The following is a 25950-nucleotide window of genomic DNA, read 5'->3' as shown; positions in this document are numbered from 1 at the left end:
TGGCTTGGGTAATAATTTCACTCGCTGATCCGCCCTGCGTTTGTCAGCGGAGCGTCGAGGGTAAACACCAAGCCATCTGCCGGATATTCGAGCAAAGCCGTTCCCTTAAAATAGGATTTCAGCGACCGCTCGATCATCATTGAACCGAACCCGCGGCGGATGGGTGCAGTAACCTCGGGCCCCCCAAACTCTTGCCATACCATCCTGAAGCGCTGCGCCGATTCGTTAGATCCGCGTATGACCGACCAGCACAGACCGACGCGGCCCGTTTCGTTCGACAACGCACCGTATTTTACAGCGTTTGTCGCAAGTTCGTGCAGCGCCAGCGCAAACGCTAACGTGACTTCGGGTACTAAAATGATGGGCGGTCCTTCGACCGTAATCCGGTCACCGATACCGCCATGCGGAGCGAGTGCCTTTGCAACCAGATCGCAGAGGTTGGCGGAAGACCAGGATCGCGCCGTCAGAATGTCTGTCGCCTGCCCAAGGGCAGCAAGCCGTGACGAAAGCGCGTCGCCTGCGGAGGCGAGATCGTCCGCCTGACGCAAGGATTGCGATGCGACAGACTGGACGACGGCGAGCACGTTCTTGAGACGGTGGCTCAACTCGTTGTTGAGAAGAAGCTGCTGTTCCTCCGCCTTCTTGCGCTCGCGCAGATCGCGCGTGACCGTCCCGTAGCCGACGAGCTTCCCGTCAAAATCGACCACCGGGAAGACGGTTTGAAAGACGGGGATCAGCTCCCCGGTGGCGAAGTGTCGGAACATCCGCTCCCCCGACCAGCTACCATACTGCGAAACGGCCGGCAGCACTTCGTCGCGGACGATTGCCGCCTCCTCTGGTGGAAAGAAGTCGGCGATGCTGATCTTTTCTAAGTCCGCCGGAGCCAGGCCCACTAAGCGGCAGGCGGCGTCGTTCAGGAAGAAAACGTCGCCACCAAGATCCGCCATGCTGATGAAGTCGCCGCTGTTCTCGACGATGCGCGCGAGCTGCGCCCGTTCAATTTCCTGTTCACGCCCTGCGGTGATGTCGCGGGAGACCGACAAGATGCGCTCGGGCCTGCCGGTCGCGTCACGGATCGGGCTCACGGCGACGTTCCACCACCGCATGTTACCCGCCATCGTCTCTGCATTGCCCGTGAAGCTGCTAGCCTTTCCGGCACGGGCTCCCTCAATCGCGGCTACAGCTTGTGCGTTGCCCTGCGCATGCCAGAAGTCAGGCCACGGGCACCCGACGATCGTGCTGAAGTCGCTCACCTCCATGATCTTCTGGCCGCCTTCGGACATGAAGGTCATCTTGCCTTCCAGATCAAGAACCTTGATGCAGTCGGTCGAGCTGGCCAACACGCTGGCAAGAAACCCCTCTCTTGCAGCCAATGAGGCGTAGGCCGTTTCCCGGTCCGCAAATGCGGCGCGAAGCTCCGCACCCAGGGCAGCTATGCCGCTGGCTATGACAAGGAACAGGACGCTGCCGATCCACTGCGCACCGCTTAGCCAAACAGGGTTGGACAGGCTGCCAATCGACAGGCCTGCGACGATCGCGGCCAGAGTAGCACCGTAGATGCCGGGGTTGCGTCCCAGCAACAGGCCGATCATCAGCACTGCGGGCATAAAGAGTAGCCACGGTACCAGCGCAGTGATGAGCAGCGCACGGATCAACCCGACCGTCACGATCATCAGCGTTGCGATCATATACCGGCTGCCGGGGGACAGGCGTTGCGTCAGCGACCAACCCAGCAGGCGGTTCAGTATCGACGATGTCTTCGCGTTCATTATGTCTTACGCCATCATAGCGCAGCCCGAATGCCCGCCTCGTTCAGCTGAGCTAGCGATAAGTCGATACCTTGAGAATTGGGACATGCGCGGCGGGTTTCCATCAGCTTGGCACTTTTTAACTCGGAGTTGGAGGTGGCTGACCGACGGCCCCTATATCACCGCACTCATTCATCTTCTTGCCTCTTTACCTCAACGGGTGGAAAACCAACAATGTCGTACGTTGCCGATGCGATTCCGATACCTGCCTCGTCGAGACCCGCCAAAATGTGGCGGCTCATAGCGTCCTTGATGCCGCGGATGCCGTGGGTGGTGACAATAAAGCGCACGGTCAGTTCGAGCCAATTGTCCGTGATCCGGTAGAACACCTTTGGATCTAGGTCGATTGGATCGACCCCGAACCGCGCCTGAAGCTCTGTCTTGGCTTCGGCTGCAATCTCCTCTGCCCGGCCGGCAAAACGATTCGCCGCGTCGAGCATTACGGCCTCGACCTTCGCGCGGTCGGCTTCGTATGTGATCGGGATCGCCATCTCCTCCCAGATAAACGGGAAGTCGCGCGTATAGTTATAAACCGGCTCTGCGAAGATCTTGGCGTTGCTGACCGTCACGATGCGTCCGGTGAACTGCCGGCTCTTGACCCACATCGCGGGGTCTGCGCCCTGAACGCTGGGCGGTTGTCCCATTTCCATAATCGTGGTCTGGATAAAGCCGAGGCGGATGACATCGCCCCGGACGCCCCCCATCGAGATGCGGTCGCCAACATTGAAAGTGGCACCGCGCAAGATGACGAAATATCCTGCGATCGAAGTCACAGGTTGTTGCAGCGCAAAGGCAAGGCCGGCGCTCACTAGGCCAAGTGCGGTAGCGAGGCGGGTAGGATCGCTGAACCAGATCGACAGCAAGCCGAGTATAAGGATGATCGCACTGAGCAGGCTGATACCTTGCCGTGTCCAGAACTTGGTTTGGATCGACGAGTGATCGGTCTTTCGAAGCGCCAGGCCAACTAACCAGCGCAGCGTCCGGCTTACGACAACGACGATCGTGACAAAGGCAAGCGAGAGTAGCAGCTTCTGCCCGTTCTCAGGGGTGACCCCAACCCACTTGATGCCAAGGAATTCCATCGTCGTTATCTCCGCGCAACCGACTTCACGCCGGACAGAACAAGGCCGGCCAACGCGAGCGTTGGCCGGCCTCTGCAGTTTGACCTAGCGTCTTAGATGTCGTCGCCGAGCGCGCCCTTGACGTTGCCCTTGACGTTCTGCGCAGAGCCCTTCAGCTCCTGCGCCTTGCCTTCAGCTTCAAGCTTTTCGTTTCCGGTCATCTTGCCAATGCCTTCCTTGACGTTGCCAGCGATCTTGTTGCCGGCCGCGTCCAGCTTGTCGGTGAATTCACCCATCGTTCTTCTCCTTGGTTGAAAGCGTATCTAAGCAGAAATCTAAGCAGAAATTTCAGCGCGCAGAACCGCGGCGAATGAGGTTGACTATCGCAAGCAGGAGTACTGCGCCTAGCAGCGACACGAGGAACGACGTGATGTTCAGCGGCGCCTCGTTGATTGAACCGCCGTTGATGATCAGCCCGCCAATGAACGCACCGACGATGCCAACGATCACATTGAGGACGATGCCGTTGTTATCGCGCATGATGAGGCCCGCTAGCCAACCGACAACACCGCCGATAACGAGCCAGATGAGGATACCGATCATGTCATTCTCCTGTTGATTCTAATGTCAGCCGTCGGATCTGGCGGTCGTCGAGGTACGTTTAGCGGCAACGCGACGCATTTTGGGCTCGGGCGCCGTGGCGGCCGAAGATCGCGCCAATACGAACGCACCGATCGCGAACAACGCGATCGCACCCCCGATCAGGTAGAGCGGCCCATTATCGCCCATGCGATCGCGGATCGCCTCGTCCCCTTTGCGGCCAAGTTCGCGACCACGGTCGATGACGCCGGCAACAGTGCCCGGCGCGTCATCGACAACCTCCGAAATCACATCCCTGACCTTACCATAGCCATGCTGGACGGCACCGGCGACCTGATCGACAACCCCGTCGCCTTGTAGGCTCTCGCTGCCGGTCACGTCGCCGAGCTTGCGCTCACCTTTTCCCAGCAGTTCCCGGCCCGCTCCGACGATCCTGTCTTCGTTCATGCCCAATCTCCCGATCGCCGTTCGCGACGCCAATAACGAGATACGACTAGCCACGATGTCGTAAAAGATGCGGTTGCATCAGGCGTTCTGATACAAGCCATTCTGGTGCTACCTGTGACGAGCGATCATAGGGTCTGGCTGTAGCTTTGAAGGGTGGGAAGTGATTATGGGGGACAAAGCGGAAGTCCGAGGGCTCGTGGGCATCAAGGATACAGCTGATCTCGGTAATCTCCGACTGATCGTCGCCGGACTAACCGAAGGCGTCATGCTGATCCATCCCGACCAGACAATCCTATGGGCCAACGATGCCGCGCTTCGCATGCACGGCGTCGGAACGCTCGACGCGTTAGGTGAAACCGTTGACGAATATCGGCAGCGCTTTGCGTTACGCTATCGCAACAATCATCGGCTCGAAATCGGCGAATACCCGATTGACCGTGTTTTGTCGGGAGAGGCCTTCACTGAAGTCACGGTAGAGGTGACCCCTGCCGGAGACGAAGACCCGCGCTGGGTACACCAGATCCGAAGTCTCGTGCTCGTCGACAAAAAGGGCGATCCGGATTGCCTGGTCCTGGTCCTGCTCGATATTACCGAACGTGCGCAGGCCGAGGAGCGCTTTAGCCAGGCGTTCAACGCAAATCCCGCACCTGCAATGATCGGACGTCTGTCGGATCTTCGCCTTATCAAAGTGAACCAGGGCTTTCTCGACATGACGGGGTTCAAGTCCGACGCGATCGTTGGGCGGACCGTCTACGAGCTCGATCTTTTTACCCGTGCTGCGGATCGTGAAACCGCGCACGCAAGACTCGCCGACGGTAAATCCGTGCCCCAGATGGAAACCGAGCTTGCACTGCCTGACGGCACCGACAAGCTGGTCCTCGTCGCGGGCCAGCCGATCGACATTGGCGATGAGTGCTGCATGCTCTTTACCTTCGCCGATCTAGAACCGCGGCGAAAAGCAGAGACAGCACTGCGATCAAGCGAGGAACGGTTTCAAAAAGCGTTCGATCTGGCACCCGTCGCGATGGTCATCGCGTCACTTAGGAATCATAGCCTGTTAAATGCGAACCGCGCCTTTTACGCAATGACAGGACATGAGGCGGGCGGCACGCTCGGCCGCAGTCCCGGAGAGCTAACTTTGTGGGACAATTCAGTTACGCGGAGGCGGTTGGAGGACGCAGTAGAACGGACCGGCGGGTTACAGGGTGCAGATGCCAAAGTACGAACCCGCAAGGGTGGCATGCTCGACTGTTTCGTGTCTGCTGCAACGATCGACATGGCGGGTGATCCGTGTGTGCTGTGGGTCATTCAGGACATCACCGAACGGCGTCACTCCGAGATGGAACTGGTGACGGCTATCGAAACCGTCATGAGCGACGCGAGCTGGTTCAGCCGCAACGTCGTCGAGAAGCTCGCCAATCTGCGTGCGCAGCAGTCGGGAGAGCCGACCAAAGACATTACCGAGCTGACGTCCCGGGAAAAGGAGGTTCTGGGGCTGGCATGCCAGGGCGAGGACGATGCCGCAATCGCATTGGCGCTGGGCATGTCGCGGACTACGGTTCGCAATCATATCGGCCGCATTTACGGTAAAATCGGCGTCAACAAGCGCGGTGCCGCGATTGTCTGGGCGCGTGAACGCGGGCTGGCGAAGACGCCTGTGAAACCGCCGAAGGTGGGCTGACACCTTTTTTGCAGTGTTGATACAATTACGCCTGTGGCGCTGACGCAGGCGTCTCTTTCGAGCAGATTGAGGCGCGGCTAACTGTCATCCGTTGAGGTGTCCGCTTGTCAGACGCTTCCCTAAAAGGAGTCGCCCATGACCGACCGTCCCGCGAATGAAGCTCGCCAGTCTCGTGCCTCTATCAAAGAGGCCATCGCGAAACTGATGGGTGACGATGCCACGGCAGCCGAGGGTGGCGCCGAGAAGGCAGCAGCTACGGCTGCCAACCATAATGGTGCCGCAGGCGTAGCCCGACAGGAGAATTCAAATGGCCGACCATGACCATGATGTCAGCGTCCTCAATGGCTTGATCGAGACAACGCTCGATAGTGCAGACGGATACGCCGAAGCCGCCAAGGATATCGGCAACAGCCGTTACGGCGCGATGTTTACCGCTCGCGCTACCGAGCGCCAGCAAGTCGCCAAGACGCTGCAGGCTCACGTCGTGGGCCTCGGTGGTGAACCGGAGGATGACGGTACTATTCTCGGCAAGGCGCACCGCATGTTCACCAACCTGCGTAACAGCATCAGCGGCGGTGATACGAATATCGTCGATGAGGTCGAGCGTGGCGAGGACCACATCAAAGCCAAGTTTGAAGATGCGATGAAGGACAATGCGCTGTCCCCGCAGGTGCGCTCAGCCATCGACGAAGCTTATGGCTCGGTCCGTGCCGGTCATGACCAGATGCGCGATCTTAAGCACAGCCTTCACGGCTCCAACTGATACCAGTGAGGAGCGGCATCGCCGTTTCCCACCTTAGTAAGGATGAAATGATGAGGGCGTCGATCATCACGCTTGCCGCATGTTTGGCCTTGGCGGCATGTCAGGGACCGGGCGAGAAGGCTGGAGAAGCCAAAGACAAGGCGGACGCCGCTGCTGCCGGGCGGCCGTATTCCAGCGACGGTCCAAACGAGAAGGCCGGCGAAGCGCAAGATCGGGCGACCAGCGCGGCCAACAAAGCGCGCGACGCGCAGGCCGACGCGATCAAACAGCAGGGTGACGCTATTCGAGAGGAAGCCGACCAGAAGGCGGACAAGCTCGAGGCACAGGCAAAGCAACTGCGTGATGAAGCGGACAAGCGAGCGTCTGTCTTTGACCAGCGCGCCAAGGCTGTCAGGCAGTAACGTCGCATGACCTCTGCACAGACCGGGTCCGAAAATCGCAAAGCGGCACCAGCTGCCGGAGGCGCTCATGGCCGTTCGGCTCGGGAATTCTGGCAAATTCCGCGTGCGGGCTGGTGGGACATTGCCAAGCGGACCTGGTCCGAGACTGGCGAGGACAATATCAGCCTGCTCGCAGCCGGCGTCGCCTTTTACAGCTTCCTGGCGTTCGTGCCGATGCTTGCCGCTATCGTTCTGATCTACGGCATCGTCGCTGATCCTAGCGACGTCACGACCCATATGCAGACTCTGATGCAGATCTTGCCGACCGACGCTGCAAAGATCGTTGCCGATCAGATGAAGAGCCTGACGGAAACGCCGGTTACCCGCACCACCGTAGGCCTCATCATCGCCATCCTGCTTGCAATCTATGGTGCGATGCGCGGTGCAACGTCGATTATCGGTGCGCTTAACGTGACTTACGGCGAGCGAGAAACGCGGAACTTTTTTCGTACCACAGGGCTCTCTCTTGCGCTCACCGTCGGGGCCATCCTGGTCGCGATCGTCGCGATGAGCGCGATCGGTGCTATGAGCCTGATCGGCACCCTGATCCATCTGCCCGGTTTTGCAGCGCCGCTCATCACGGGAGGATTGTGGCTCTTCACGGCATTGATTGCGAGCGGACTAGTTGCGGTGGTCTATCGGTACGGGCCGGATCGCGAAGATGCGAAATGGACATGGTTGACCCCAGGAGCGGTGTTTGCGAGCATCGGCGCGCTACTCGCGACTTTCCTGTTCGGCCTCTATGTAAGCCGCTTCGCCGGTTATAATGCAACCTACGGCGCGCTCGGTGCCGTCGTCTCGTTTCTGATGTGGCTCTACGTCACTGCGTTCGTCGTGCTCTTGGGCTCGGAGCTCAATGCCGAGATCGAACGGCAAACCGCGCAAGACACCACGACTGGGCCCGATACCGCGATTGGCGACCGTGGGGCTGTGATGGCCGACACCTGCGCAAACGGGTCCGACGACACGAATGATGCGCCCGAACCAGCTTCGCCGAGTTCATACGCGCCGGCTAATCGCGGAGTGATACTGGCGCCGCTCGTTGCCGGCACGATAGCATCCAGAGCGTCCCGGCACGTCGGCGATGTCCAGATCGGTATTATACCCGCGACGCTCGTCTCGCTGGGTCTGACGTTGATGGGGCAGCGACACCGCGCGAACCACGGATTTGCTTGCCTTGCGCTCGGTGCGGCGCTCACCCTTCGCGCTCAAGCCAAAATACGGGCTTCGGCCGATGAATTAGCAGAGCGAGCAACGTCATGAGCAACGGCGACAATGTAGCAGGCTACAAGGATGTCATAACCGGTAGTCGCGATGCCGTACCCGCGCCCGAAGGTGCCGCACAGATCCGGCCCGTGTCAGCGCCTGAACTCAAGACCCTGGCCGGCGTTGCCGTCGGAACGCTGGTCATCGCCGCGCTCTATTTCGGTCAGGAGGTGCTGATCCCGATCACACTTGCTGTGATGCTGTCGTTTGTTCTCTCGCCGGTCGTTAACATGCTCCAGAAGCTCCGATTGTGGCGCGCGCCGGCGGTCATTCTGACCGTGCTGGCCGCCTTGGGCCTATTAGGGCTGATTGGTACGCTCATCGGCAGTCAGGCGGCCTCGCTGTCGGCGAATGCCCCGCAATATGCGCAAACGATCGAGGCAAAGGTGAAGGGCGTCCAGGGTTTTGCCTTGTCGCGCATGGCTTCGATCACGAAGCAGCTTGGCGGAAACAAGTCCGTGGCGCCTGCGGTAGCGTCTGCTGGTCCCTCGCCAAACCTCGACGCAGCGCGTCCGGCGACCGGAGGGCCCCGCAAGCCCGTTCCCGTTGAAGTCGTCCAGGAGAGCACCTCGCCGTTCACCATAGCTAAGACGGTGCTGGCTCCGATCCTCGGCCCGCTGGAAACGACGGTCATCGTGCTCATCGTCGCGATCTTCGTCCTCATGCAGAAGGAGGACCTGCGCGACCGGTTTATCCGTGTGTTCGGATCGAGCGACCTCCACCGGACGACGCGGGCAATGGACGACGCCGGTCAGCGCCTTAGCAGGTACTTCCTGTCGCAGTTGGCGGTAAACACCTGCTTTGGTGTCGTCATCGGACTTGGCTTATGGGCGATCGGCGTCCCATCTTCGGCGATGTGGGGGCTTATGGCAGGGCTGCTCCGGTTCGTGCCGTATATTGGCTCCTTCCTTGCAGCCGTCGCACCCGCGGCACTTGCCGCTGCTGTCGATCCCGGCTGGACAATGACGATCGAGGTCATTGCGCTCTTCGTCATCGTCGAGCCGATCACCGGCTATGTCGTCGAACCGCTGCTCTACGGTCATTCCACTGGGCTTTCGCCGGTGTCGGTCATCGTCTCGGCGATTTTTTGGACGTGGCTGTGGGGGCCGATCGGCCTCATCATGTCGACGCCCCTCACTCTGTGCCTCGTCGTGATGGGTCGCCATGTGAAAAGCCTCGAGTTTTTCGATGTCTTGCTCGGCGACCGACCGGCTTTGACGCCGGTCGAGAGCTTCTATCAGCGGATTCTGGCGAATAATCCCGATGAGGCGCTGGCGCAGGCCGAAACGCTGCTGGGTGACCGCTCGCTGACCGAGTATTATGACGGCGTCGTGCTCGAAGGGCTTAAGCTCGCCGTGGAAGATGAGGCGCGCGGTACGATCGACAAAGCAGGCGCGACGAAGATGACGCGCTCGATGCTCGACGTGATCGAAGATTTGGCACCGCGCGCAAAGGCCGAAACACCTGTGGCGGGACCGGTCGCGGTGGCCTGCGTGGCTGGGCACGGTCCGTTCGACGACGCCGTTTCTGCCATGTTGGTCCAATTGCTCGGTCAGCGGGGATCGATGGCGAAGATCATTCCCAACGGCGATGTCTCACGCGATCGTATCGCCACGCTCGACCTTACCGGTATCGCCGTTATCGCGGTCTCGTATCTGGAGGTGACCGGCTCGCCAGCACAGCTCCGGTATCTTGTTCGCCGCCTGCGGGAGCGAGCGCCGGCCGCCCGCATCGTCGTCGGGTTGTGGCCGCAGGGCGAAGCCGCGCTCAGCGATGCCGAGATCCAGCGTGCGCTTGGGGCTGACCGCTACGTCGGTTCGCTAGCCAGCGCCGTGGACGAGATAGACCAGCTGCGCATTGGCAGCGATGCCGTTCGCTCGGCTGCATAAAAAACCGAAAGAGGACTGACGATGAGGCCATATCTGGGGGAGTTGATTGGCACATTCGTGCTGGTATTTGGAGGATGTGGCAGCGCTGTTCTGGCAGGCGGGCACATCGGTTTCGCTGGGGTCGCTGCGGCGTTCGGGCTGTCGCTGCTGGCGATGATCTATACCGTTGGTCCCATCTCCGGCTGCCACCTCAACCCAGCGGTCACGCTCGGGATGGTGCTTAGCCGCAAGTTCGACGCTCGACGTGCACCTGGCTATATGGCAGCCCAGATCCTGGGTTCCATCCTCGCGGCCGCATTGCTGTACGCTATCGCATCGGGCACCGGCCACTTCGACGCGGTCACGAGTGGTTTTGCCTCGAACGGCTACGGCGCCCGTTCTCCTGACGGTTACAGCATGTCCGCTGCGTTCCTGATCGAGGTAACGCTCACCGCGTTACTAGTTTTGACGATCCTAGGCGCGACGGACTTCGCTGCTCCGGTCGGATTCGCCGGCATTGCCATCGGTTTATGCCTGACGCTGATCCATCTCGTCTCGATTCCTGTGACCAATACGTCGGTCAATCCCGCGCGCAGCATAGGTCCAGCGCTATTCGCGGGGCCCGCGGCCCTGTCTCAGCTCTGGCTGTTCATCGTGGCGCCACTGATCGGCGGTGCGGTCGCGGCTGCAGTCTACGCCGTCATTCGTCCGATCGAGCCGGGTGCCCAGCTCTCCATGCGCCGAGCTACCCAATCGTTGCCGACCGAGCAGGAGCAGAGATTGGCAGCTGTCGAGGCGGTCGTCGCTGCCGAGCTTGCACCCGATCTCAAAGGCTAGACCGAGGTCGCAGACCTCCGTCAGCCACCCACTCCCAACCGAGCGAAGGAAATATTATGAAGCTCTACACCTCACTGACACTAGCCGTTCTGGCAGTTGCTTCCCTCACGGCTTGTAGTCAGAATGCACGCGATCAATCCGCACAGGCCGGCAACGCTGTCGCAGCGGACGTTAGCGCAACGACCGACAATGCAGCCGACCGGGTAGATGCGTCCACGGACCATGCCGCGGATCGCGCCGGCGACCACCTGTCGAACGCAGGCGACAGGATCGAAGCAACTACCGATCGCGCTGGAAACACAATTTCCAACGGGGCGGATAAGGCTGCCGACGCCACGGGAAATCTGCTCGAGAAGGCAGGCAAGAAGCTGAAAGACTGATCGACCGCAACGTCGACAGTCTGATCGCAATGACGATCGACCTAGACCGACCCAACCGCGGTTCGATCGAGATATCGAAACAGCCCCTGATCGATGCGTTGGACGCTCTCCCGAAACAGTAGCAGGGTCAGGCTTCAGTTGGTGGCGTGCCTTGTCGGTCGACGCCACCTGCCTTCTGCCACGGCCACCTTCCATCGATTTCGACTTCAAGTGAGAAGCTCAAGAAAGTGCGGATCAGGACGATCCCGGCGAGTACCAGCAGGCTTTCGATCGTCGGTTCAACCGCAACGGTATTGATGATGTCTGCTGCGACCAAAAACTCCAGACCAAGCAGGATCGAACGGCCAAGACTGGATCGGAAGTCGGACGTCAGGACCGATCGTGATGACCGACCAGTCACCATGCCGATCAGAAAAACGATGAGCGACCCAAACGCGCCGATGACGATTATAGCGGTGCCGACGATCTCGACGGCGCTGGTCGCCAGATGGATCCAGTACGCTTCCTGATTCACGCCGATCAACTCCGCTGATCTGTCACTGTAAATCGTGTTCGAGATGAGCGCGAGCGTGGTGGCCATCGTTATTATCCGGCCGGCCACGTATCCCCCGACCGGACGTAGCCCGCGATTGGAACACCTGCGATCCATTAACCTATTGCGTCGATAGCCGCTACATGACTGAATGCGAAGAACTGGTAGATCACCTCCATGCGAAAGCTCGTGACCAGGTGCATTTGGCGCTGCTGGCGAAAGCCGTGCCAGTAGCCGCCATGCATCTGGAACTGGCCGAATTTCGCGAGCAACAAGCTCATTTCGCCGAGGAATTGTGTGAAGATGCCTAAATCCTCACTGGTAAGCAATTAACAGCCCGTTTCCCCGTCCGATCGATCATCTTCGTAAGATGGCGTTGTTATCGCACTCGTCGTTAGCCAGGGAAGGAAATGGAACTCGTCAACGCGTTTTTGAATGGCGCACATAAGCGACGTTATCCCACCGCATGTACGACAAACCTAGTCTGAATCATGATTGTGCGACAAACAGGTGATTTCGGACTGCAGCCTCTCGATCGTCGCAAAACGCCGTCGCTAACCCTGATGGCGACTACCATGTGTTTTCCCACACGGCTGCGGTTGGCGGTGGGCACGGTGCCTTTTCGACGGCCTAGCCATTTTGCGCATTGCATTGCAGCCGACCAATTTGAACCCCTAGAGCCGCAACGTGTTTATCCTGTGCCAGCCTACTCCCGGAAAGAGCGGCTGGTCGGCTCGCCCTTGGCTGACCCTGGGGGCGGGCCGTTTAACAGCGGCTGCTTCGCATGGTTTTCAGATGGCAACGCTACTTGAGACACGTAGTCTTCATGTCCACAGCGGCTGATGCGCTTGCAAAGTCTGGCTAACACTCAGGCGGGCTTTGCGGCAAATGAAGGTGGGGAGTTCGCAGTGGAGAGCCGATTGGAACACGATGCGTGGTGGCAGACCTATTTGGACGGCTGGACGGCGCTCCCTTTTCATGACCTGATTGCCGCTGCCGCGATCCTGAGCACCGCGCTGCTTCTAGGAGTCCTCGCAGCACGTCTTGCCTGCCGTTACCTTCTACCTGCCTTGGCACCGAGGCAGGCCGACGTAATTTCATCGCGACTGATGGCACTTACACGCTCTGGCGTAACAGCGATGGTCCTGGCAGCTTTCCTTGGTGTCCGCGGGCTGGACCAGGGAGCGGATCTCCTCCTCGCCACGGGCCTCGCTATCGCCGTTGCGGCGTTTGCGTACGAGATTGCCCGTTCGCTCGGACTGCAGAGCCGGGCTGCATCGCTGATCGCAGCCGCGTTGCTATTTATCGTGCTTGCAAGTCGCCTGGGTGGTCTGGCGCCGCTCATAGCGGGATTAGACCGCGCCAACATGCGTGTAGGCACCCGCCGCATCTCGTTGCTTGACGTCGTCAACGCGGTTGGTCTGTCGCTATTCTTGTTCATTGCCGCCCGCGCGTTGCTCGGCTTTATCCTGCGCTGGATTAGCCGGGCACGTCTGCTCGATGCAGCGCAACGGGTACTGTTCCAGAAGCTTGCTCAGATCACCGTCGTCACCGTTGCTATCTTCGTCGGGATCGACCTGCTGGGCATAGATCTTACTGCGTTGGCAGTTTTCTCGGGGGCGTTTGGGCTGGCGATCGGTTTCGGCCTGCAAAAAACGCTCGGTAATTTGATCGCAGGTCTGATCCTGCTGCTCGACCGATCAATTAAGCCCGGCGACGTCATCGCAGTCGGTGATACCTTTGGCTGGGTCAACAAGATCGGTGTTCGCGCTGTCTCGGTCCTGACCCGGGACGGCAAGGAACATCTGATCCCGAACGAAAGGCTAATGACCGACGAGGTTGAGAACTGGTCCTTCTCTAGCCGGGACGTCAGGATTCATGTAGGATTTCGCGTCTCCTTTGATTGCGACTTGAGGCTGGCCCAACGGCTCGCGGTTGAAGCCGCCAGCATTTCGCCACGCGTGCTAACAGAACCCGCGCCCGTATGCTGGATCAAGGCCTTTGGCGACAACGGGGTCGAGTTCGACCTAAGGATCTGGATCGACAGTCCGGAGGCAGGAGTGGGAAACGTTACGAGCGACGTTTTCTTTCGTATTTGGGACCTGTTCAACGAACACGGCGTCACTATGCCTGTGCCTCAACGCGATTTGCGTTTTCACGTCCCATTGGCAGAGAATTCGACGCCGATCATCCCACCGCGTCACGACGTCCCGATCGCGAACGAGTAGGCAAACGGCCTTCCAGCCTCACGGTCTTCCGAACGCCAATTTTAGGGCCAAGCGGCGACCGTGACGCCAAATTGCCTTTCGCAGCAAGGGTCAGCGGCTGCTGACCCGCCACAGCGTATTGCCTAAATCATCGGCAACGAGGAGCGAACCGATGCGGTCCACCGCCAATCCCACCGGGCGGCCTCGCGCCTTGCCGTCGCTGTCCAGAAATGCGGTCACGACATCACGAGCCTTCCCCGCAGGCCTGCCATTGGCAAAGGGAATATATACGACCTTATAGCCATTGAAGGGGGCTCGATCCCAGCTACCGTGCTCGGCGACGAATGCCCCGCCCTGGTATCCGGGCAATTTGCCAGCTGTGTAGAAGGTCAGTCCCAACGGCGCGACGTGACTGCTCAGCGCATAATCCGGCGCGATCGCTTTGGCGACCAGGTCGGGACGCTGCGGCATCACGCGCGGATCCACATGCTGGCCATAATAGCTGTACGGCCATCCGTAGAAGGCGCCGTCCTTTACGGAGGTGAGATAGTCGGGAACGAGGTTCGGCCCGATCTCGTCGCGTTCGTTGACCACGACCCACAATTTGTTGGTGGTTGGCTCCCATGACAGGCCATTGGGATTACGGAGGCCGCTCGCATATATCCGGTGGGCTCCGCTAGCGCGATCCACTTCCCACACTGCGGCCCGCTCGCGCTCTTCACCGATGCCGTTCTCGGTGATGTTGCTGTTCGATCCAATCCCGACATAGAGTTTCGAGCCGTCCGGGCTCGCAAGTAAGCTTTTGGTCCAGTGATGATCGATTGGTCCGCCAGGAAGCTCGGTCAGCACCTGGCCTGGCACCGTAATCCTGGTCTCGCCGGTGACATAGGGGTATCGAACGATCGCATCGGTGTTCGCCACGTACAGATCGTTGCCCACCAACGCGACGCCGAACGGCGACACGAGGTGGTCTAAAAAGACGGTTTTCAGCTCGGGTTTGCCATCGCCGTCCGCATCCCGGATCAACGTGATACGATTTCCGCCCTTGGCGCCTGCACCAGCGTACTTTTGCACCCACCCCATGATCAGGTCCTTGGGCCGGGTGATCGGTTCGTAACCCGGTCCGTTCGCCTCAACGATCAGGATATCGCCGTTGGGAAGTACGTAGGGCTGGCGTGGGTGCTCAAGTCCCGTCGCTAGCGCCGCTATTTTCATGCCCGCGGCGACCGTCGGCGTTTCGTTCGGTTGCCAACTCGACACCGGCGCAACTTTCATTGGCGGCAAGAGATATTGTTGGTGCGCAGGTAGGCGCGGGTTTGCACCGATCTGCGTTGATGCGGGCGCCGGATCACGGCCACAGCCAGAAAGGAGAACGGAAGCGGCTATCGCCAGAACGGAAGACCCAATAGCAAGTCCGCGCATCATCGAACGCTCCCCGTAAGCTGACGTATGGTGTGCGACGTTCCCAGCCAGTTCACGATAACGACTAGCACCGTGACAATGCCCGAAAGTATAATTCCGGTCGGAACGACTGATGTCCATGCATCTCGGCTATGAACAAACGCGTTCCATATCGAAAGTCCGAGAACGAGCGCGTTCCCGACGGAGTGAAACCAGCCCGGCCGCAGGGACGACTTGTTACGCGAGAAGAGTGCTTCTCCAATCCCGACAATCGCTGCGGCAACGCCCATTACAAGTCCGCCGGTGATCAGCCAAACCGAAAAATTCGCCCACATCATCACCGCGGTATTCAAGTAGATGATATCGGTCAGAAAGGCGCCGCTGAAGAACGCGATCGGATATGCGCCAAGCAATACGTGTAGCGGATGCAGAGCGCTGACGGAGGGTCGGGGAGATTGTAACGGCATGAAGCCTCCGAATGCCGACGCGCAGATGCGTAATGCAATGCTACTACGTCCGGTATGATACCACGTTCCGCCGAGCGACCTTTTAGATCACTACAGTTCAGCGTTGTTCGAACATGAGGGCAGCGCCGCCATTGGCTGCAAGCGTTACGCTCAGTCGACCGCCGGCGTTGACCTCGCCCGTCCGTTCATCGATCGAAGTCGGCGATACGCCATCCGCCCATGCACGAACTGTCCATCGTCCGCTCCCCAGAAAACCAAGCGGCAGGGAAACGGTCCTCGCCGTGCCGTCGGTTATCGCACCCAAATACCACCGCGACCCTTTGCGGCGGGCGACAGCGATCCACTGTCCTAGAGAACCTGCTACGCCACGTGTTTCGTCCCAAGTTGTTGGTACCATGCGAAGGAAGGACACGCCTGGCGCCCAGCGTCCATCGGCCGTCCGGTAAGCAACGGGCGCATCGGCAAGACTGGTCAGCGGACTGGGATAGAGCACGAAGAGCGCGAGTTGGTGTGCCCGCGTCGTCATGACTTCGGGAGCGGGCGCCTTCGGCGAGAACGCGGCCGGCGTGACGTTCCGGAACCCGCCCGGCGTATAGTCCATCGGCCCAATCGTCGCGCGTGTGTAAGCGGCGCGGACGTCATAGCCAGCGGTGACCTTGCGGCTCCACCGATTATACTCGTTGCCCATCACCCCTTCCTGGGTGAGGAAGTTTGGATAGGTTGTCTCCAGTCCACGCGGCACGAACGCAGCGTGGATGTTGACGAGCACCCGATGCCGGGCAGCCGTGGCGAGAAGATGGTGGTAGAAGCCGACGACCGCCTGATCCTGACGATAGATGAAGTCGACCTTCATTCCCGCCACCCCCCAGGCCTGCCACTGTGCAAGTACCGCATCCAAGCGGCCGTCGAGTGATTTCCAGTCGGTCCACAACCATATTCGCACGCCGCGACGCCGGGCATATTCGACGAGTTGGGGGACGTCGATGCCATCAGACGGCGTCAGTACATCGGCGGGCTGCCCCTCACCCGTCGGCCTCGATGCCCAGCCCTGATCGATGACGTAGTAGCGCAGCCCCATGCGCCCAGCGAAGTCGAGATAGCGCCGGTAGGTCGCCATGTTGTGCCCCGCATTCGGGATATCGGGGGCTAGCAGCCCCGACCACCACCCCCACGCGGCCTTGCCAGGCTTTATCCATGTCGTGTCAGCGACCCGCGACGGTGCCGCGAGGCGCTGGACCATCCTGTTCTCAACCAATTGTTCGGGGCGGTCGGCGATCATGACGATGCGCCACGGTGTCGTGACCCGCTGTTCAGCTGGCAGGACCACCGCCAGGCGATCATCGACGGGGCGCGGAGTCAGGCGGACCGAGACGCTATCGCCTGTTGCCGTGCCCGTCAGATAGGCTGCGGCATAATGTTCGATATTGCTCTCGGTGAGCGCGTAGGTTTCTCCCGCCGTTCCGGTCGCGCACGTCAGGGGCAGATCCAGGAGATCGTCGTGTTTCAGTGCCTGCAGGCGGATTGGCCGATAATCGCCCTCGTGGCTGTTGAAGAACTTGGCGTGGCGCACCCCCAGGCAGGCGTCATTGCGTGCCGTGACGAAGCGGGTGCTCTCGCCAGCGATACGCCATGGATCTGCCCCCGGGCGCGCCGGAGCAACGAGCCGGAAGGCGGCACCGTCATTGCAGGCGCTCGTTTCCAGGATGAGTTGGCGACCATTCTGAACCGTTTCGCGGGCGCTGACCCGCTCTCCCGTGCAGCCGGTCGCAGGAACGATGGTTTCGCGCGCGGTCTCTGCGAGCGCCTTGAAGGGACGGTCCGCCAGCATGATTCCTGCGGGTGACGGAGCGACCAGCGTTTTTCCACGATGACGGATCGCGACCTGGAACGCGCCCGCTGGCGAGATACCAGCAGTGATCCCGATCGCCCCGTCCGGTGAGTGTCCGGCTGTCGATTGACCGGGTTGCGTGCAGCTGCTCGACACTATGGCAAGCCCCAGCGCGACCGCATTTGTTCTCAACATGGACGGTGCGTGCTCCAGGCGGTTAATAGTCCCGCCCCATGTCCGATTACCGCATGTCCCGCCAGTCATGTTCAAGAGGTTTACAAGGCGTCCTCGAGCGCTGGCGCATCGAACGCCTCGATAATCGGGCAGAGACCGGCACGCGTCCCCGCACACGCTTCTGCCAGATGATGAAGCGCGGCGCGGGCGCGTTGTAGTTCTTCAATTCTGGCATCGAGCACGGCGAGCTGGGCTGTCGCCAAGCCGCGCGCCCGTGCATGATCCGTCGCCGCATCTAGCGAGAGGAGCTCGCCGATCTGCTCGAGCGTGAAGCCGGCGGTCTGGGCCGAACGAATGAAACGCAGACGGCGAATGTCCTCGGACCCGTATCGCCTGACCCCGCTGCCAAGCCCGAGCTTCTCTGGTCGCGCAGGGGTCGCGAGCAGTCCGCGCCGCTGGTAGAAGCGGACCGTTTCGATGCCGACCCCACCTGCGCGGGCCAGTCCTGCGATCGTCGTCATGACACCTCTTGATTCCGTACCGTGGTACGGACCCCATATAGGTAGTCATCGACGTTACCCAAGGAGCCGCCATGTCCAGGCCGACCGACTTTGCTCACGCTACTGGAACAGATTTGAAACGCGCCGTTCTGTACCGGATGGTGATGCCGGAACATGTCTGTCCGTTCGGCCTTAAAGCACGCTATCTTTTGAAACATGAGGGCTATGCCGTCGATGACCGGTGGCTAACGACCCGCGGCGAGCAAGACGCCCTCAAGGCCAAATATGGCGTTGTGACGACACCACAGATTTTCATCGAAGGCGAACGGATCGGTGGCTATGACGACCTGCGCCGCTACTTCGGACTGCGTGTCGCTGATCCCAAGGCCACGTCGTACACGCCGGTCGTTGCGGTATTCGCGGTAGCTGCCCTGCTCACGCTTGCCATTGATGCACTGACCGGTGCGCCGTTGATTGGCCTGCTGGACGCGAGCCGCTTTATCGCGGTTTCGATGTGCCTGCTCGCGATGCTCAAACTGCAGGATCTTGAGCGCTTCTCATCGATGTTCCTCGGCTATGACCTCCTAGCCCGTCGCTATGTCCCCTATGCGTATGTCTATCCATTTGCCGAACTGGCCGCGGGCATCCTGATGCTCGCTGGCATCCTGACCTGGTTCTCGGCGCCCGTAGCGCTAGTCATTGGCGGGATTGGGGCGGCATCGGTGTACAAGGCCGTCTATATCGACAAGCGCGATCTCAAATGCGCGTGTGTCGGGGGCAGCAGCAACGTGCCACTCGGGTTCGTGTCGCTGACCGAGAACGTCATGATGGTAACGATGGCGCTTTTTATGAGCGCGACGGCAATTGCTGCTTAGGGGCTGGGAATGGGCCGCGGGCAACTCACCCCGCCAGTCATGGCCGAAAGGTCTCGCCGACGCGTTGCCGGACAACAACCCTTGCGACAGCATGTGATATAGCCGCTCTTTCGACATTGTCTGTACGACGAAGCCGGCCATCAGTGCGGAGGCAACGAGCGGCATCATCAGGGCACGGCTCGCGGTGGTCTTCGAGATGCGGTAAACGCCAGCGAAACGACGCCGATCGCGATCGCCCCGCCAAGGATCGCGACACGCCGTCGCCAGACCGGCGCTGTCGGCCCGTGCCGCTTTACGAGGACGTGGGTGCGCGCCGGGTCATTCTCGCCATGGCTCAGCCCTCCGCCGGCGCGCCGACGAACACGGCGACGAGGCAGATGAGACCGATCGCGACGAAACCAATCCGCTGTGGGATGGTCCCTGCCCCCGATTTGATCGACACGAGCAACGCCAGCACGCACTGCATCGCGTAGAACAACGCGAACGCGCGCGAGGATAGCGCGACGACCTGGAACGGATCGGTCAGCCAGACGACGAGGATCGCCAGTGCGCCCGCCAGCGTGAACGCGATCGGCACGCTGATCTTGCGGCGTGAGACCTCGTTGACCAGCCCGCCCGAGCCGATCGAGTCAGCGACAGCCGCACTCAGCTGGCTGGACACCGCGCCGATAAGGACGAAGATACCCATCGCAGGTGCAATCAGTTCCATGATGTCGAGGATCCCGGCAACGCCTTCGGTCGCCGCAGCGCGCGACAGGAACGGGGTAAGCAGTGCAATGAAGGCGAGGTAGATCCCCGAGGCAATCCACTGCGCATGCCGCATCGTCCTGATCCGCATCTCAGGTGGATAGTCATGCCCGAGATAGCGCGACGTCTCGAACCCTTGCACGGTGATGATCAGGCCGAGCAACATGGGGATGCTAGCCCAGGACAGGCGAACTGGCGGCAACGGGTCCGTAATGCCGTTGGATGCCCAAGCGATCCCCAGCGCGACGAGGAGTCCAGCGATGATCCCGATCTTGATCGACACCGTGCCGTGCGCAAGATGCTCTACCCGTCTGAGGCTGCCACCTAGCGCGAGCAGGGTCATAAGGACGATGATAACGGTCACGATGACGTTGGCGGCGACCGGCTGCCACGCCGGGTCGATCGTAACTGGCTTGAGCGAAAACTCGGCGAGCAGCTTCAGGTAATAAGCCACGGATACCGCATAGGCGAGTGAGAGCACGCCCTGAGTTATACGCGCAGTCCAGGCGATCGGATCGTTGAACGATGCCGCAGCGAGGTGGTTTTCGACGTGGACAATGTTGAAGCGGATCACCCAGCCAGCAGCGTAGGCGATCGCTAGCAGGGTCGCCATTGCTAGAATCGCGGCGCTGCCGAACTCGCGTGCAAGCAAAGGGCCGCAGATCAGGAAACCCGAGCCGATGATCGAGGCCAGCGGCGTGACCGTCGCGCGCCATCCGTCGCTCCGCGCGAATTTTCCGAACGTGAGCGCCAGCGTGACGATGAGCGCGACGACGAGTGCGATGGCGACGATCATGCGGTGCCTCCCAGCCAGGCCTGCCCATCGCGGAGCCGGCGTTTGTAATCGGGTTGTGCCAGCGCGCGCAGCAGTTCGTCGGCGCGTTCGATAACGGCATCGCGGTTCGCGCCCTTCAGCGCACCATCGGCGAGATCGCGGAACTGTCGGGTGTGATCGGCAAGCACCGCGATACGCGAGGCGGCGTCACAGCTCAGCGCGACGTCCCCCAGCGCGGCGAGGAAGCGCTTGCCCGCGATCATGTCGGCCGACGCATATTGCGCCAGCGCCCCGAATGCCCGGTCGATGAACGCGGCGAAGGTCAGCGGATGCGCGATGACCCGCAACTGCCCGTCGTCATCGGCGCGCAACCGCGACGGCAGGTCGCGTCGGGCCAGATCGGACAGCGCCGCCCCTAGCCAGTCGAGGCAGGAATTGGCGGTGAAGGGATCGTTGACGCCCGGCGAAAGCGCGCGCGCCGCGATCTCGACCAGTTCGTCGATCAGGAAGCGCAGGTCCTGCAGGCCGGTGCGCCGCGATCCGATCGCAAAGGCCGCGCACAGGTCTCTCTCTGCCTGATCGTCGAGCGCCTCGGCAGGCCACGCCTCGACCAGGACGCTGCCGCGATGTGCAAAGTCGCCCGATTGATATTGCAGCCGCAACACCAGTCCCTTTTCACGGGCGGTGTCTATCAGCGCCGCCTCGTCGATCAGCTGGATATAGCCGGTATCCTTGGCCCGGATGCCTGCGCGCCGCTCGATTGCATCGGCAGCCGCGTCGGGACGGAACGCGGCGGGGATCCGGCCCGCGTCCTCGCGTTCGTCGAGCGGCTTGCCGATGAAAACGGGAAAGCGTTCGTCGATCTCTTCGATGAGGTGATCGCCGATCCGCTCGATCACGCTGTTGATGTGGATGCGACTGGGAACGTGATGGATGAAGTAGATCAACACCGCGATCGAACACAGGACTAGGAGCACGCCGACCAGGACCGCGAGCTGCGGGACGAACGCCGGCTCGCCCGCCGCCTCGCCCGGCGACCGGATCGTCCGCACGACGATCAGCGAATACAGGAAGGTCGCGATGAATGTGCCGAGCGTCACCTGGTTGCCGCGATCGGACATGAAGTTGCTCAGCAGCCGCGGCCCATATTGCCCCGAGGCATAGACGACGGCAGCAATCGTCACTGAGAAGGTCGTACCGGCGACCCCGATCATCGACCCGCCGATCGACGACAACAGGCTGCGTGCCCCAGCCGGGCGAGCCGCATAGAGCCATGGCAGTCGGTCCATCCAGTCCGTCGCATGATGGCTGTCGAGCCACACCATGCCGGCGGCGAGCAAGAGAGCCGCGACAGCCATGACCGTCGGGACGAACCAATAGCTTTCGCGCAATTGATTGGCGAAACGGAGCAATCGTGCCCTCATCGGGTCGTTTCCTTAGCTGTCAGATATTCGAGGACGCGCTTGATGGTGCCGCCCTGGACGATGACGGAGAAGAGGACGACGACATAGGTCGCCGCGAGAATGACCGACCGCGCTGGGCCATCGGGAAGACCTAGCGCGAGCGCGATCGAGATGCCGCCACGCAGGCCGCCCCAGATTAGTGTGACCGGCGCGACGAGGCCGTAGCGATGCTTCGGGCGTATCGCGCGCAGCGGCAGGATGACCGACAGCGAGCGCGCCGCGAGCGCTAGCGGGATGGCCGCAACGCCGAGCACGAGTAGGCGCAAATCACCGGGGATCGTCACCACCTCCAGCCCGATCAGCAGAAACAACACGGTGTTGAGGATGTCGTCGATCAGGTCCCAGAATTTATGCAGATAGTCGCGCGTCGTATCGCTCATCGCGTGCGCGACGCCGGCATTGCCGATGATCAGCCCCGCGACCGCCATCGCCACCGGGCCGCTCGCATGGAGCGGCCGCGCGACCGCATAGCCACCCATGACAACCGCCAGGCTGATCATCACCTCGACCTTATAGTCGTCGATCGAGCACATCGCGCGATAGGCGATCCAGCCGATTGCGAGACCGAGCAGGATGCCCCCGCCCGCCTCGATCGCGAACAGTTGCACGCCATGTAGAATCGAGAACGGTTCGCCCGATACGGCGGACGCTAGCAGGATCGAGAAGACGACGACGCCGACACCGTCGTTGAACAGGCTCTCGCCTGCGACGGTCGCCTCCAGCGCGGGCGAGACGTCGGCGCGCTTCAACACGCTCATCACAGACACCGGGTCGGTCGGGCTGATCAGCGCACCGAACACGAAACACCAGATCGCCGGTAATTCGAAGCCGATCGCCCGGCACAGAAGCAGGAAACCACCGCCGATTAGCAAGGTCGACAGCACTACGCCGACGGTACTGAGGACGAGGATCGGCCAGCGCCCACGCGCCATCTCGTGCCAATCGACGTGCAGCGCGCCGGCAAACAGCAGGAACGAGAGCATCCCGTCCATCAACGTCGTCTGGAAATCGATCCCGGCGATGAATTGCACCACGTCGTGACCGAAGCCCGCACCCGGAAACACCCGGTCGAGCCCGACAACGATCAGCGAGGCAAGCGCGCCCATGATCGTTAGTCCGATCGACGAGGGCAGCTTTAGAAAGCGGAAGTTAAGATAGCCGAGGGCCGCGGCCAGTACGATCAGGATTGCCGCGGCATCGAACGGGGTAAGCGCTAAACCGGCGATCACTGCGCAGCAGCCGACACGCTAGTGGCAAGCGCAAAGCGCTGGCCGGCGGGCGGTGCAGGAACGGCGGTGACACCCTGTGCCCTGATCAGCGTCGCGATGGCGAGAGCCCTTCGCTGGGTCAGGCTCGGGGTTGCCGACGCGTCACCCTCTGGAAGGCCGGGCACCCCAAGCGCCGGTATGTTCCAGCGCCGCGCCGCCCAGACCGATGTCGCGACGGCTGCGCGCGCCGTGTAGTCGAGCGCATCGACGTTGTCGGCAAAGGCGATCTCAGGCAGTGGCCCCTGCGGCGGCACGATCACGACCGACCAGCCCTCCGTTTCGGCCGCAGCTCGAGCTTCCAACGTCCGGTAGGTCGCAACAGTCGCGCCGGGCAACGCCGCAGCCGACGCGGTCGCACGACGATGATCGCGATCGATGGTCACGTCGTCAGCCGCGACACCCGTTACCAGTGCGATCATCTTCGCCAGCGACGTCATGCGCTGTGTTTCAGGGCTCGACGTCTCGCCGGCCTGACGAAGCTCCTCGCGCTGCGCCTCCAGAGCCCCTGCCCCGGGCTCGAGCAGGATCTGGTCGAGGTCGAGCCGAACTGGCCGGCCCAGTGCCTGGACCAGCGCGGCTTGGATCATCGGCGTCTTCTGCATCTTTCCACGCGGTGTGATAACCACCGCACGCACGACCAAAGGTTTGGCGGCAAAGTCCAGGTCGAGCTGCGTCACCCGCGCATCATCGCCGAACTTGCCGATCAGCAGCGAGCGGGCCTGCGAAACGGCGACCGCTTCGCGGCCGATCCTGTTCAGCGATATGCCGAGCGGGATCGCCATCGTGACGAAGACGAGCAGCAGGACGATCGTCTGCATCCAGCTCTGCCGTCGCGACAGGTGATGGCCGAACCCGTAGAAGCGGGCCATCGCGGTCGCCGACAGGGCAATGGTGACGAAATTCGTGATGAACAGTGCAAACGCACCCGTTCCTACGGGCACGTTGTGCGTTGCGATGCCATAGCCGACCACGGCAAGGGGCGGCATCAAAGCGGTAGCGATTGCCACACCGACGATCGTCTCGCCTCGGCCACGGATAATCGCGAAACTGCCGGCAAGTGCCGCGAACAGCGCGACCGCGAGATCGAATAGATTGGGCCTCGTCCGCGCGACGATCTCCGCGGTTGGTGCCTGGAGCGGGGAGATGGTGACGATCAGCGCGGTGAATGCGACCGCCGCGACGGCCCCTAGCGCCAGAGCCTTCAGCGAACGCCGCAGCTCGCGAAAATCGAAGAGCGCCAGGCTGAACCCGAAGCCGAGAATTGGGTTCATCAGCGGCGAGATCAGCATCGCGCCGATCACCACGGCCGGCGACGACAGCAGCAGACCGAGTACCGCGATACCCGCCGACATCATCGTCATGAACGCATAGCGCGGCGACCAGCCGCTTTCCTCGACGATCCTGGCGATCACCGATTCATGATCGACCGGCGCTACCACCGACCTGCGCCACCAGCGGTACAGGGCCAGTCGCGCCAAGCGATCGGTCAGATCGGAACGTTCGACTGCAATACCATTCATCTCTCGGGCTTATGCCCCGCGGTCATAGGAACGTCACCCTCTGCGCCGCGGCCTCGACGCGGAGGCGGGTTCGCCCCTGCAGGCCATCCTTCGCGCTGCGCCTTCCGATCGCCGTCGGTCGCTTCGCTCTGGTCGTGGAACAGCATGACGGTGGTCGGATACGGCAGGTCGATCGCCGCTTCCTTCGCGGCCTTATAGAGCGCGAGGATCACGCGCGCCTGGATGTGCGCGACGTTAGTCCGCTTGGATTCCGTCCACCAGCGTGCGCGCAACATGACATAGCTGTCAGCAAGTCCCCAGGGGAGCACTTCGGGTGCGGGGTCCGCCTCGACGCCGTCGACCTTGGCGATCGCCTCGGTAAAGATCCGACAGGCCTCTTCCGGATCGTCGCCATAGCCAATGCCGACGTCGAACTGACTACGGCGCGTCGGGAACGCGGTATTGACGATGACGGGCGAGGTATAGACGTCCGAATTGGGTATTATGACCCGCCGTCCGTCATAAGTCTTGATGAGCGTCGCGCGGCTCTGAATGTGTTCGACCGTGCCCTCGAAATCCTTGACCACGATCTGGTCGCCGCGCCGGTACGGCCGGTTGATCAGCAACAAGATGCCGGCGAGCAGGTTCTGGAGAATATCCTTGAACGCAAAACCGATCGCAACCGAACCGATGCCGAGGCTGGAGATGATCGTCGCGGGCTGCACGCTCGGAAAGATAATAACCGATGCGATCAAAACGGAGGCGGCGACAATCAGGCCGAACACAAGTGATGACAGCACCCCGCCCAGATCGACCAGACCTTTGTGATGAAAGCCCTCGCGCAGGCCGTTCGAAACAAGTTTGCCGATGAACCACGCCGCCAGCACGAAGACGATACCGCCGAGGATATTCGGTAGTTGAAGGAAGAAGTCGTTCGACGCGACGTGAAGCTTGGCGACGATCAGATCGAGCGGATTTCGAACCGGCGGAGGCGTGACGGGCTGCATCTATAGCGAACGGGTTGTCGCTAGTGTTGTTCCGCTGGCGTTACGGCTTGCTTATC

General features: G+C 61.2%; 26 protein-coding genes. 11 read left to right on the top strand and 15 right to left on the bottom strand.

From position 1 onward, the window contains the following. Positions 1-17: 17 nt before the first annotated feature. The 5 genes from AC3D24_RS15485 to AC3D24_RS15465 form a co-directional block, all read right to left on the bottom strand. Entirely contained in the window at positions 18-1769 is a 1752-nt protein-coding gene (locus AC3D24_RS15485; RefSeq protein WP_489031995.1) for a PAS domain S-box protein, read from the bottom strand. A 167-nt stretch (positions 1770-1936) separates the two neighbouring features. Continuing rightward, the gene (locus tag AC3D24_RS15480) at positions 1937-2890 is read right to left on the bottom strand and encodes a mechanosensitive ion channel family protein (RefSeq protein ID WP_489031993.1); all 954 of its coding nucleotides are present in this window, start codon (positions 2888-2890) and stop codon (positions 1937-1939) included. A 92-nt stretch (positions 2891-2982) separates the two neighbouring features. Continuing rightward, positions 2983-3165 carry a CsbD family protein gene (locus AC3D24_RS15475; protein WP_489031991.1) on the bottom strand — a complete coding sequence of 61 codons (183 nt, stop codon included), beginning with the start codon at positions 3163-3165 and terminating at the stop codon, positions 2983-2985. Positions 3166-3217: 52 nt separating this feature from the next. Next, the gene (locus AC3D24_RS15470; RefSeq protein ID WP_489033176.1) at positions 3218-3469 is read right to left on the bottom strand and encodes a GlsB/YeaQ/YmgE family stress response membrane protein; all 252 of its coding nucleotides are present in this window, start codon (positions 3467-3469) and stop codon (positions 3218-3220) included. A gap of 27 nt (positions 3470-3496) precedes the next feature. Next, positions 3497-3916: a CsbD family protein gene (locus tag AC3D24_RS15465; RefSeq protein ID WP_489031989.1), complete on the bottom strand. Its 420-nt coding sequence runs from the start codon at positions 3914-3916 to the stop codon at positions 3497-3499. A 166-nt stretch (positions 3917-4082) separates the two neighbouring features. On the opposite strand from AC3D24_RS15465, the gene AC3D24_RS15460 reads away from it, so the two are divergent. The 8 genes from AC3D24_RS15460 (at position 4083) to AC3D24_RS15425 (ending at position 11151) form a co-directional block, all read left to right on the top strand. Next, a complete protein-coding gene (locus AC3D24_RS15460; protein ID WP_489031987.1) occupies positions 4083-5597 on the top strand; it encodes a helix-turn-helix transcriptional regulator in 1515 nt (504 codons plus the stop codon). A 135-nt stretch (positions 5598-5732) separates the two neighbouring features. Beyond that, positions 5733-5918, top strand: coding sequence for a CsbD family protein (locus AC3D24_RS15455; RefSeq protein WP_489031985.1), 186 nt, complete (start codon positions 5733-5735; stop codon positions 5916-5918). Next, positions 5905-6360, top strand: coding sequence for a PA2169 family four-helix-bundle protein (locus AC3D24_RS15450; RefSeq protein WP_489031983.1), 456 nt, complete (start codon positions 5905-5907; stop codon positions 6358-6360). Before AC3D24_RS15455 ends, AC3D24_RS15450 begins: the two co-directional genes overlap by 14 nt. 50 nt (positions 6361-6410) lie before the next feature. Next, a complete protein-coding gene (locus tag AC3D24_RS15445) occupies positions 6411-6761 on the top strand; it encodes a hypothetical protein (protein ID WP_489031981.1) in 351 nt (116 codons plus the stop codon). 6 nt (positions 6762-6767) lie between these two features. Next, positions 6768-8063 (top strand): YihY/virulence factor BrkB family protein, encoded by a 1296-nt coding sequence (locus AC3D24_RS15440; RefSeq protein WP_489031979.1) that lies wholly within the window; start codon positions 6768-6770, stop codon positions 8061-8063. Next, positions 8060-9955, top strand: a complete 1896-nt coding sequence (locus AC3D24_RS15435) for an AI-2E family transporter (RefSeq protein ID WP_489031977.1) — start codon at positions 8060-8062, stop codon at positions 9953-9955. Before AC3D24_RS15440 ends, AC3D24_RS15435 begins: the two co-directional genes overlap by 4 nt. A 21-nt stretch (positions 9956-9976) precedes the next feature. After that, on the top strand, positions 9977-10771 hold the full coding sequence (aqpZ, locus tag AC3D24_RS15430) for an aquaporin Z (protein WP_489031975.1): 795 nt from the start codon (positions 9977-9979) through the stop codon (positions 10769-10771). 56 nt (positions 10772-10827) lie between these two features. Continuing rightward, complete coding sequence (locus AC3D24_RS15425; RefSeq protein ID WP_489031973.1) at positions 10828-11151, top strand: hypothetical protein; 324 nt, start codon at positions 10828-10830, stop codon at positions 11149-11151. Positions 11152-11278: 127 nt separating this feature from the next. On the opposite strand, the gene AC3D24_RS15420 is transcribed toward AC3D24_RS15425, so the two are convergent. Continuing rightward, positions 11279-11731, bottom strand: coding sequence for a DUF1622 domain-containing protein (locus tag AC3D24_RS15420; RefSeq protein ID WP_489031971.1), 453 nt, complete (start codon positions 11729-11731; stop codon positions 11279-11281). A gap of 95 nt (positions 11732-11826) precedes the next feature. Between AC3D24_RS15420 and AC3D24_RS15415 the strand changes: the two genes are divergently transcribed. Both AC3D24_RS15415 and AC3D24_RS15410 read left to right on the top strand, forming a co-directional pair. After that, on the top strand, positions 11827-11994 hold the full coding sequence (locus tag AC3D24_RS15415) for a hypothetical protein (RefSeq protein WP_489031969.1): 168 nt from the start codon (positions 11827-11829) through the stop codon (positions 11992-11994). A 531-nt stretch (positions 11995-12525) separates the two neighbouring features. Continuing rightward, entirely contained in the window at positions 12526-13911 is a 1386-nt protein-coding gene (locus tag AC3D24_RS15410) for a mechanosensitive ion channel family protein (protein WP_489031967.1), read from the top strand. A gap of 90 nt (positions 13912-14001) precedes the next feature. Here the strand turns inward: AC3D24_RS15410 and AC3D24_RS15405 are convergent, their stop codons facing one another. The 4 genes from AC3D24_RS15405 to AC3D24_RS15390 all read right to left on the bottom strand — a co-directional run bounded on the left by AC3D24_RS15405 (position 14002) and on the right by AC3D24_RS15390 (position 18281). Next, positions 14002-15312, bottom strand: a complete 1311-nt coding sequence (locus AC3D24_RS15405) for a PQQ-dependent sugar dehydrogenase (RefSeq protein ID WP_489033175.1) — start codon at positions 15310-15312, stop codon at positions 14002-14004. Then, positions 15312-15758, bottom strand: coding sequence for a DUF2231 domain-containing protein (locus AC3D24_RS15400; RefSeq protein WP_489031965.1), 447 nt, complete (start codon positions 15756-15758; stop codon positions 15312-15314). Before AC3D24_RS15400 ends, AC3D24_RS15405 begins: the two co-directional genes overlap by 1 nt. Positions 15759-15855: 97 nt before the next feature. After that, complete coding sequence (locus AC3D24_RS15395) at positions 15856-17781, bottom strand: glycoside hydrolase family 97 protein (protein ID WP_489031963.1); 1926 nt, start codon at positions 17779-17781, stop codon at positions 15856-15858. Between the two features lie 80 nt (positions 17782-17861). After that, positions 17862-18281, bottom strand: a complete 420-nt coding sequence (locus AC3D24_RS15390) for a MerR family DNA-binding protein (RefSeq protein ID WP_253069764.1) — start codon at positions 18279-18281, stop codon at positions 17862-17864. Between the two features lie 71 nt (positions 18282-18352). Here AC3D24_RS15390 and AC3D24_RS15385 point away from each other — a divergent pair, with 71 nt between their 5' ends. Further along, a complete protein-coding gene (locus AC3D24_RS15385) occupies positions 18353-19135 on the top strand; it encodes a MauE/DoxX family redox-associated membrane protein (protein WP_489031961.1) in 783 nt (260 codons plus the stop codon). A 334-nt stretch (positions 19136-19469) separates the two neighbouring features. Here the strand turns inward: AC3D24_RS15385 and AC3D24_RS15380 are convergent, their stop codons facing one another. Genes AC3D24_RS15380 through AC3D24_RS15360 form a run of 5 tightly spaced genes read right to left on the bottom strand, consistent with a single transcriptional unit; the run spans position 19470 to position 25894 of the window. After that, a complete protein-coding gene (locus AC3D24_RS15380; RefSeq protein WP_489031959.1) occupies positions 19470-20678 on the bottom strand; it encodes a hypothetical protein in 1209 nt (402 codons plus the stop codon). After that, the gene (locus tag AC3D24_RS15375) at positions 20675-22081 is read right to left on the bottom strand and encodes a DUF2254 domain-containing protein (RefSeq protein ID WP_489031957.1); all 1407 of its coding nucleotides are present in this window, start codon (positions 22079-22081) and stop codon (positions 20675-20677) included. The genes AC3D24_RS15380 and AC3D24_RS15375 overlap by 4 nt, the downstream gene beginning before the upstream one ends. Further along, positions 22078-23349 (bottom strand): cation:proton antiporter, encoded by a 1272-nt coding sequence (locus AC3D24_RS15370; RefSeq protein ID WP_489031955.1) that lies wholly within the window; start codon positions 23347-23349, stop codon positions 22078-22080. Before AC3D24_RS15370 ends, AC3D24_RS15375 begins: the two co-directional genes overlap by 4 nt. Next, the gene (locus AC3D24_RS15365; protein WP_489031954.1) at positions 23346-24908 is read right to left on the bottom strand and encodes a DUF389 domain-containing protein; all 1563 of its coding nucleotides are present in this window, start codon (positions 24906-24908) and stop codon (positions 23346-23348) included. The genes AC3D24_RS15370 and AC3D24_RS15365 overlap by 4 nt, the downstream gene beginning before the upstream one ends. Then, positions 24905-25894, bottom strand: a complete 990-nt coding sequence (locus AC3D24_RS15360; protein ID WP_489031952.1) for a mechanosensitive ion channel family protein — start codon at positions 25892-25894, stop codon at positions 24905-24907. The genes AC3D24_RS15365 and AC3D24_RS15360 overlap by 4 nt, the downstream gene beginning before the upstream one ends. Between the last annotated feature and the right edge of the window lie 56 nt (positions 25895-25950).

It is taken from the genome of Sphingomonas sp. SL1004 (assembly GCF_057815015.1).
Note: the sequence above shows the minus strand (reverse complement) of the source record. Positions and strands in the feature narration are given on the sequence as shown.

Coding starts and splice junctions, on each gene's coding strand:
- AC3D24_RS15460 (WP_489031987.1), top strand. CDS start 4,083: ATGGGGGACAAAGCGGAAGTCCGAGGGCTCGTGGGCATCAAGGATACA.
- AC3D24_RS15365 (WP_489031954.1), bottom strand. CDS start 24,908: ATGAATGGTATTGCAGTCGAACGTTCCGATCTGACCGATCGCTTGGCG.
- AC3D24_RS15375 (WP_489031957.1), bottom strand. CDS start 22,081: ATGAGGGCACGATTGCTCCGTTTCGCCAATCAATTGCGCGAAAGCTAT.
- AC3D24_RS15425 (WP_489031973.1), top strand. CDS start 10,828: ATGAAGCTCTACACCTCACTGACACTAGCCGTTCTGGCAGTTGCTTCC.
- AC3D24_RS15420 (WP_489031971.1), bottom strand. CDS start 11,731: ATGGCCACCACGCTCGCGCTCATCTCGAACACGATTTACAGTGACAGA.
- AC3D24_RS15400 (WP_489031965.1), bottom strand. CDS start 15,758: ATGCCGTTACAATCTCCCCGACCCTCCGTCAGCGCTCTGCATCCGCTA.
- AC3D24_RS15465 (WP_489031989.1), bottom strand. CDS start 3,916: ATGAACGAAGACAGGATCGTCGGAGCGGGCCGGGAACTGCTGGGAAAA.
- AC3D24_RS15485 (WP_489031995.1), bottom strand. CDS start 1,769: ATGAACGCGAAGACATCGTCGATACTGAACCGCCTGCTGGGTTGGTCG.
- AC3D24_RS15380 (WP_489031959.1), bottom strand. CDS start 20,678: ATGATCGTCGCCATCGCACTCGTCGTCGCGCTCATCGTCACGCTGGCG.
- AC3D24_RS15480 (WP_489031993.1), bottom strand. CDS start 2,890: ATGGAATTCCTTGGCATCAAGTGGGTTGGGGTCACCCCTGAGAACGGG.
- AC3D24_RS15410 (WP_489031967.1), top strand. CDS start 12,526: ATGCGCTTGCAAAGTCTGGCTAACACTCAGGCGGGCTTTGCGGCAAAT.
- aqpZ (WP_489031975.1), top strand. CDS start 9,977: ATGAGGCCATATCTGGGGGAGTTGATTGGCACATTCGTGCTGGTATTT.
- AC3D24_RS15450 (WP_489031983.1), top strand. CDS start 5,905: ATGGCCGACCATGACCATGATGTCAGCGTCCTCAATGGCTTGATCGAG.
- AC3D24_RS15405 (WP_489033175.1), bottom strand. CDS start 15,312: ATGCGCGGACTTGCTATTGGGTCTTCCGTTCTGGCGATAGCCGCTTCC.
- AC3D24_RS15360 (WP_489031952.1), bottom strand. CDS start 25,894: ATGCAGCCCGTCACGCCTCCGCCGGTTCGAAATCCGCTCGATCTGATC.
- AC3D24_RS15385 (WP_489031961.1), top strand. CDS start 18,353: ATGTCCAGGCCGACCGACTTTGCTCACGCTACTGGAACAGATTTGAAA.
- AC3D24_RS15455 (WP_489031985.1), top strand. CDS start 5,733: ATGACCGACCGTCCCGCGAATGAAGCTCGCCAGTCTCGTGCCTCTATC.
- AC3D24_RS15445 (WP_489031981.1), top strand. CDS start 6,411: ATGAGGGCGTCGATCATCACGCTTGCCGCATGTTTGGCCTTGGCGGCA.
- AC3D24_RS15395 (WP_489031963.1), bottom strand. CDS start 17,781: ATGTTGAGAACAAATGCGGTCGCGCTGGGGCTTGCCATAGTGTCGAGC.
- AC3D24_RS15415 (WP_489031969.1), top strand. CDS start 11,827: ATGACTGAATGCGAAGAACTGGTAGATCACCTCCATGCGAAAGCTCGT.
- AC3D24_RS15435 (WP_489031977.1), top strand. CDS start 8,060: ATGAGCAACGGCGACAATGTAGCAGGCTACAAGGATGTCATAACCGGT.
- AC3D24_RS15390 (WP_253069764.1), bottom strand. CDS start 18,281: ATGACGACGATCGCAGGACTGGCCCGCGCAGGTGGGGTCGGCATCGAA.
- AC3D24_RS15440 (WP_489031979.1), top strand. CDS start 6,768: ATGACCTCTGCACAGACCGGGTCCGAAAATCGCAAAGCGGCACCAGCT.
- AC3D24_RS15475 (WP_489031991.1), bottom strand. CDS start 3,165: ATGGGTGAATTCACCGACAAGCTGGACGCGGCCGGCAACAAGATCGCT.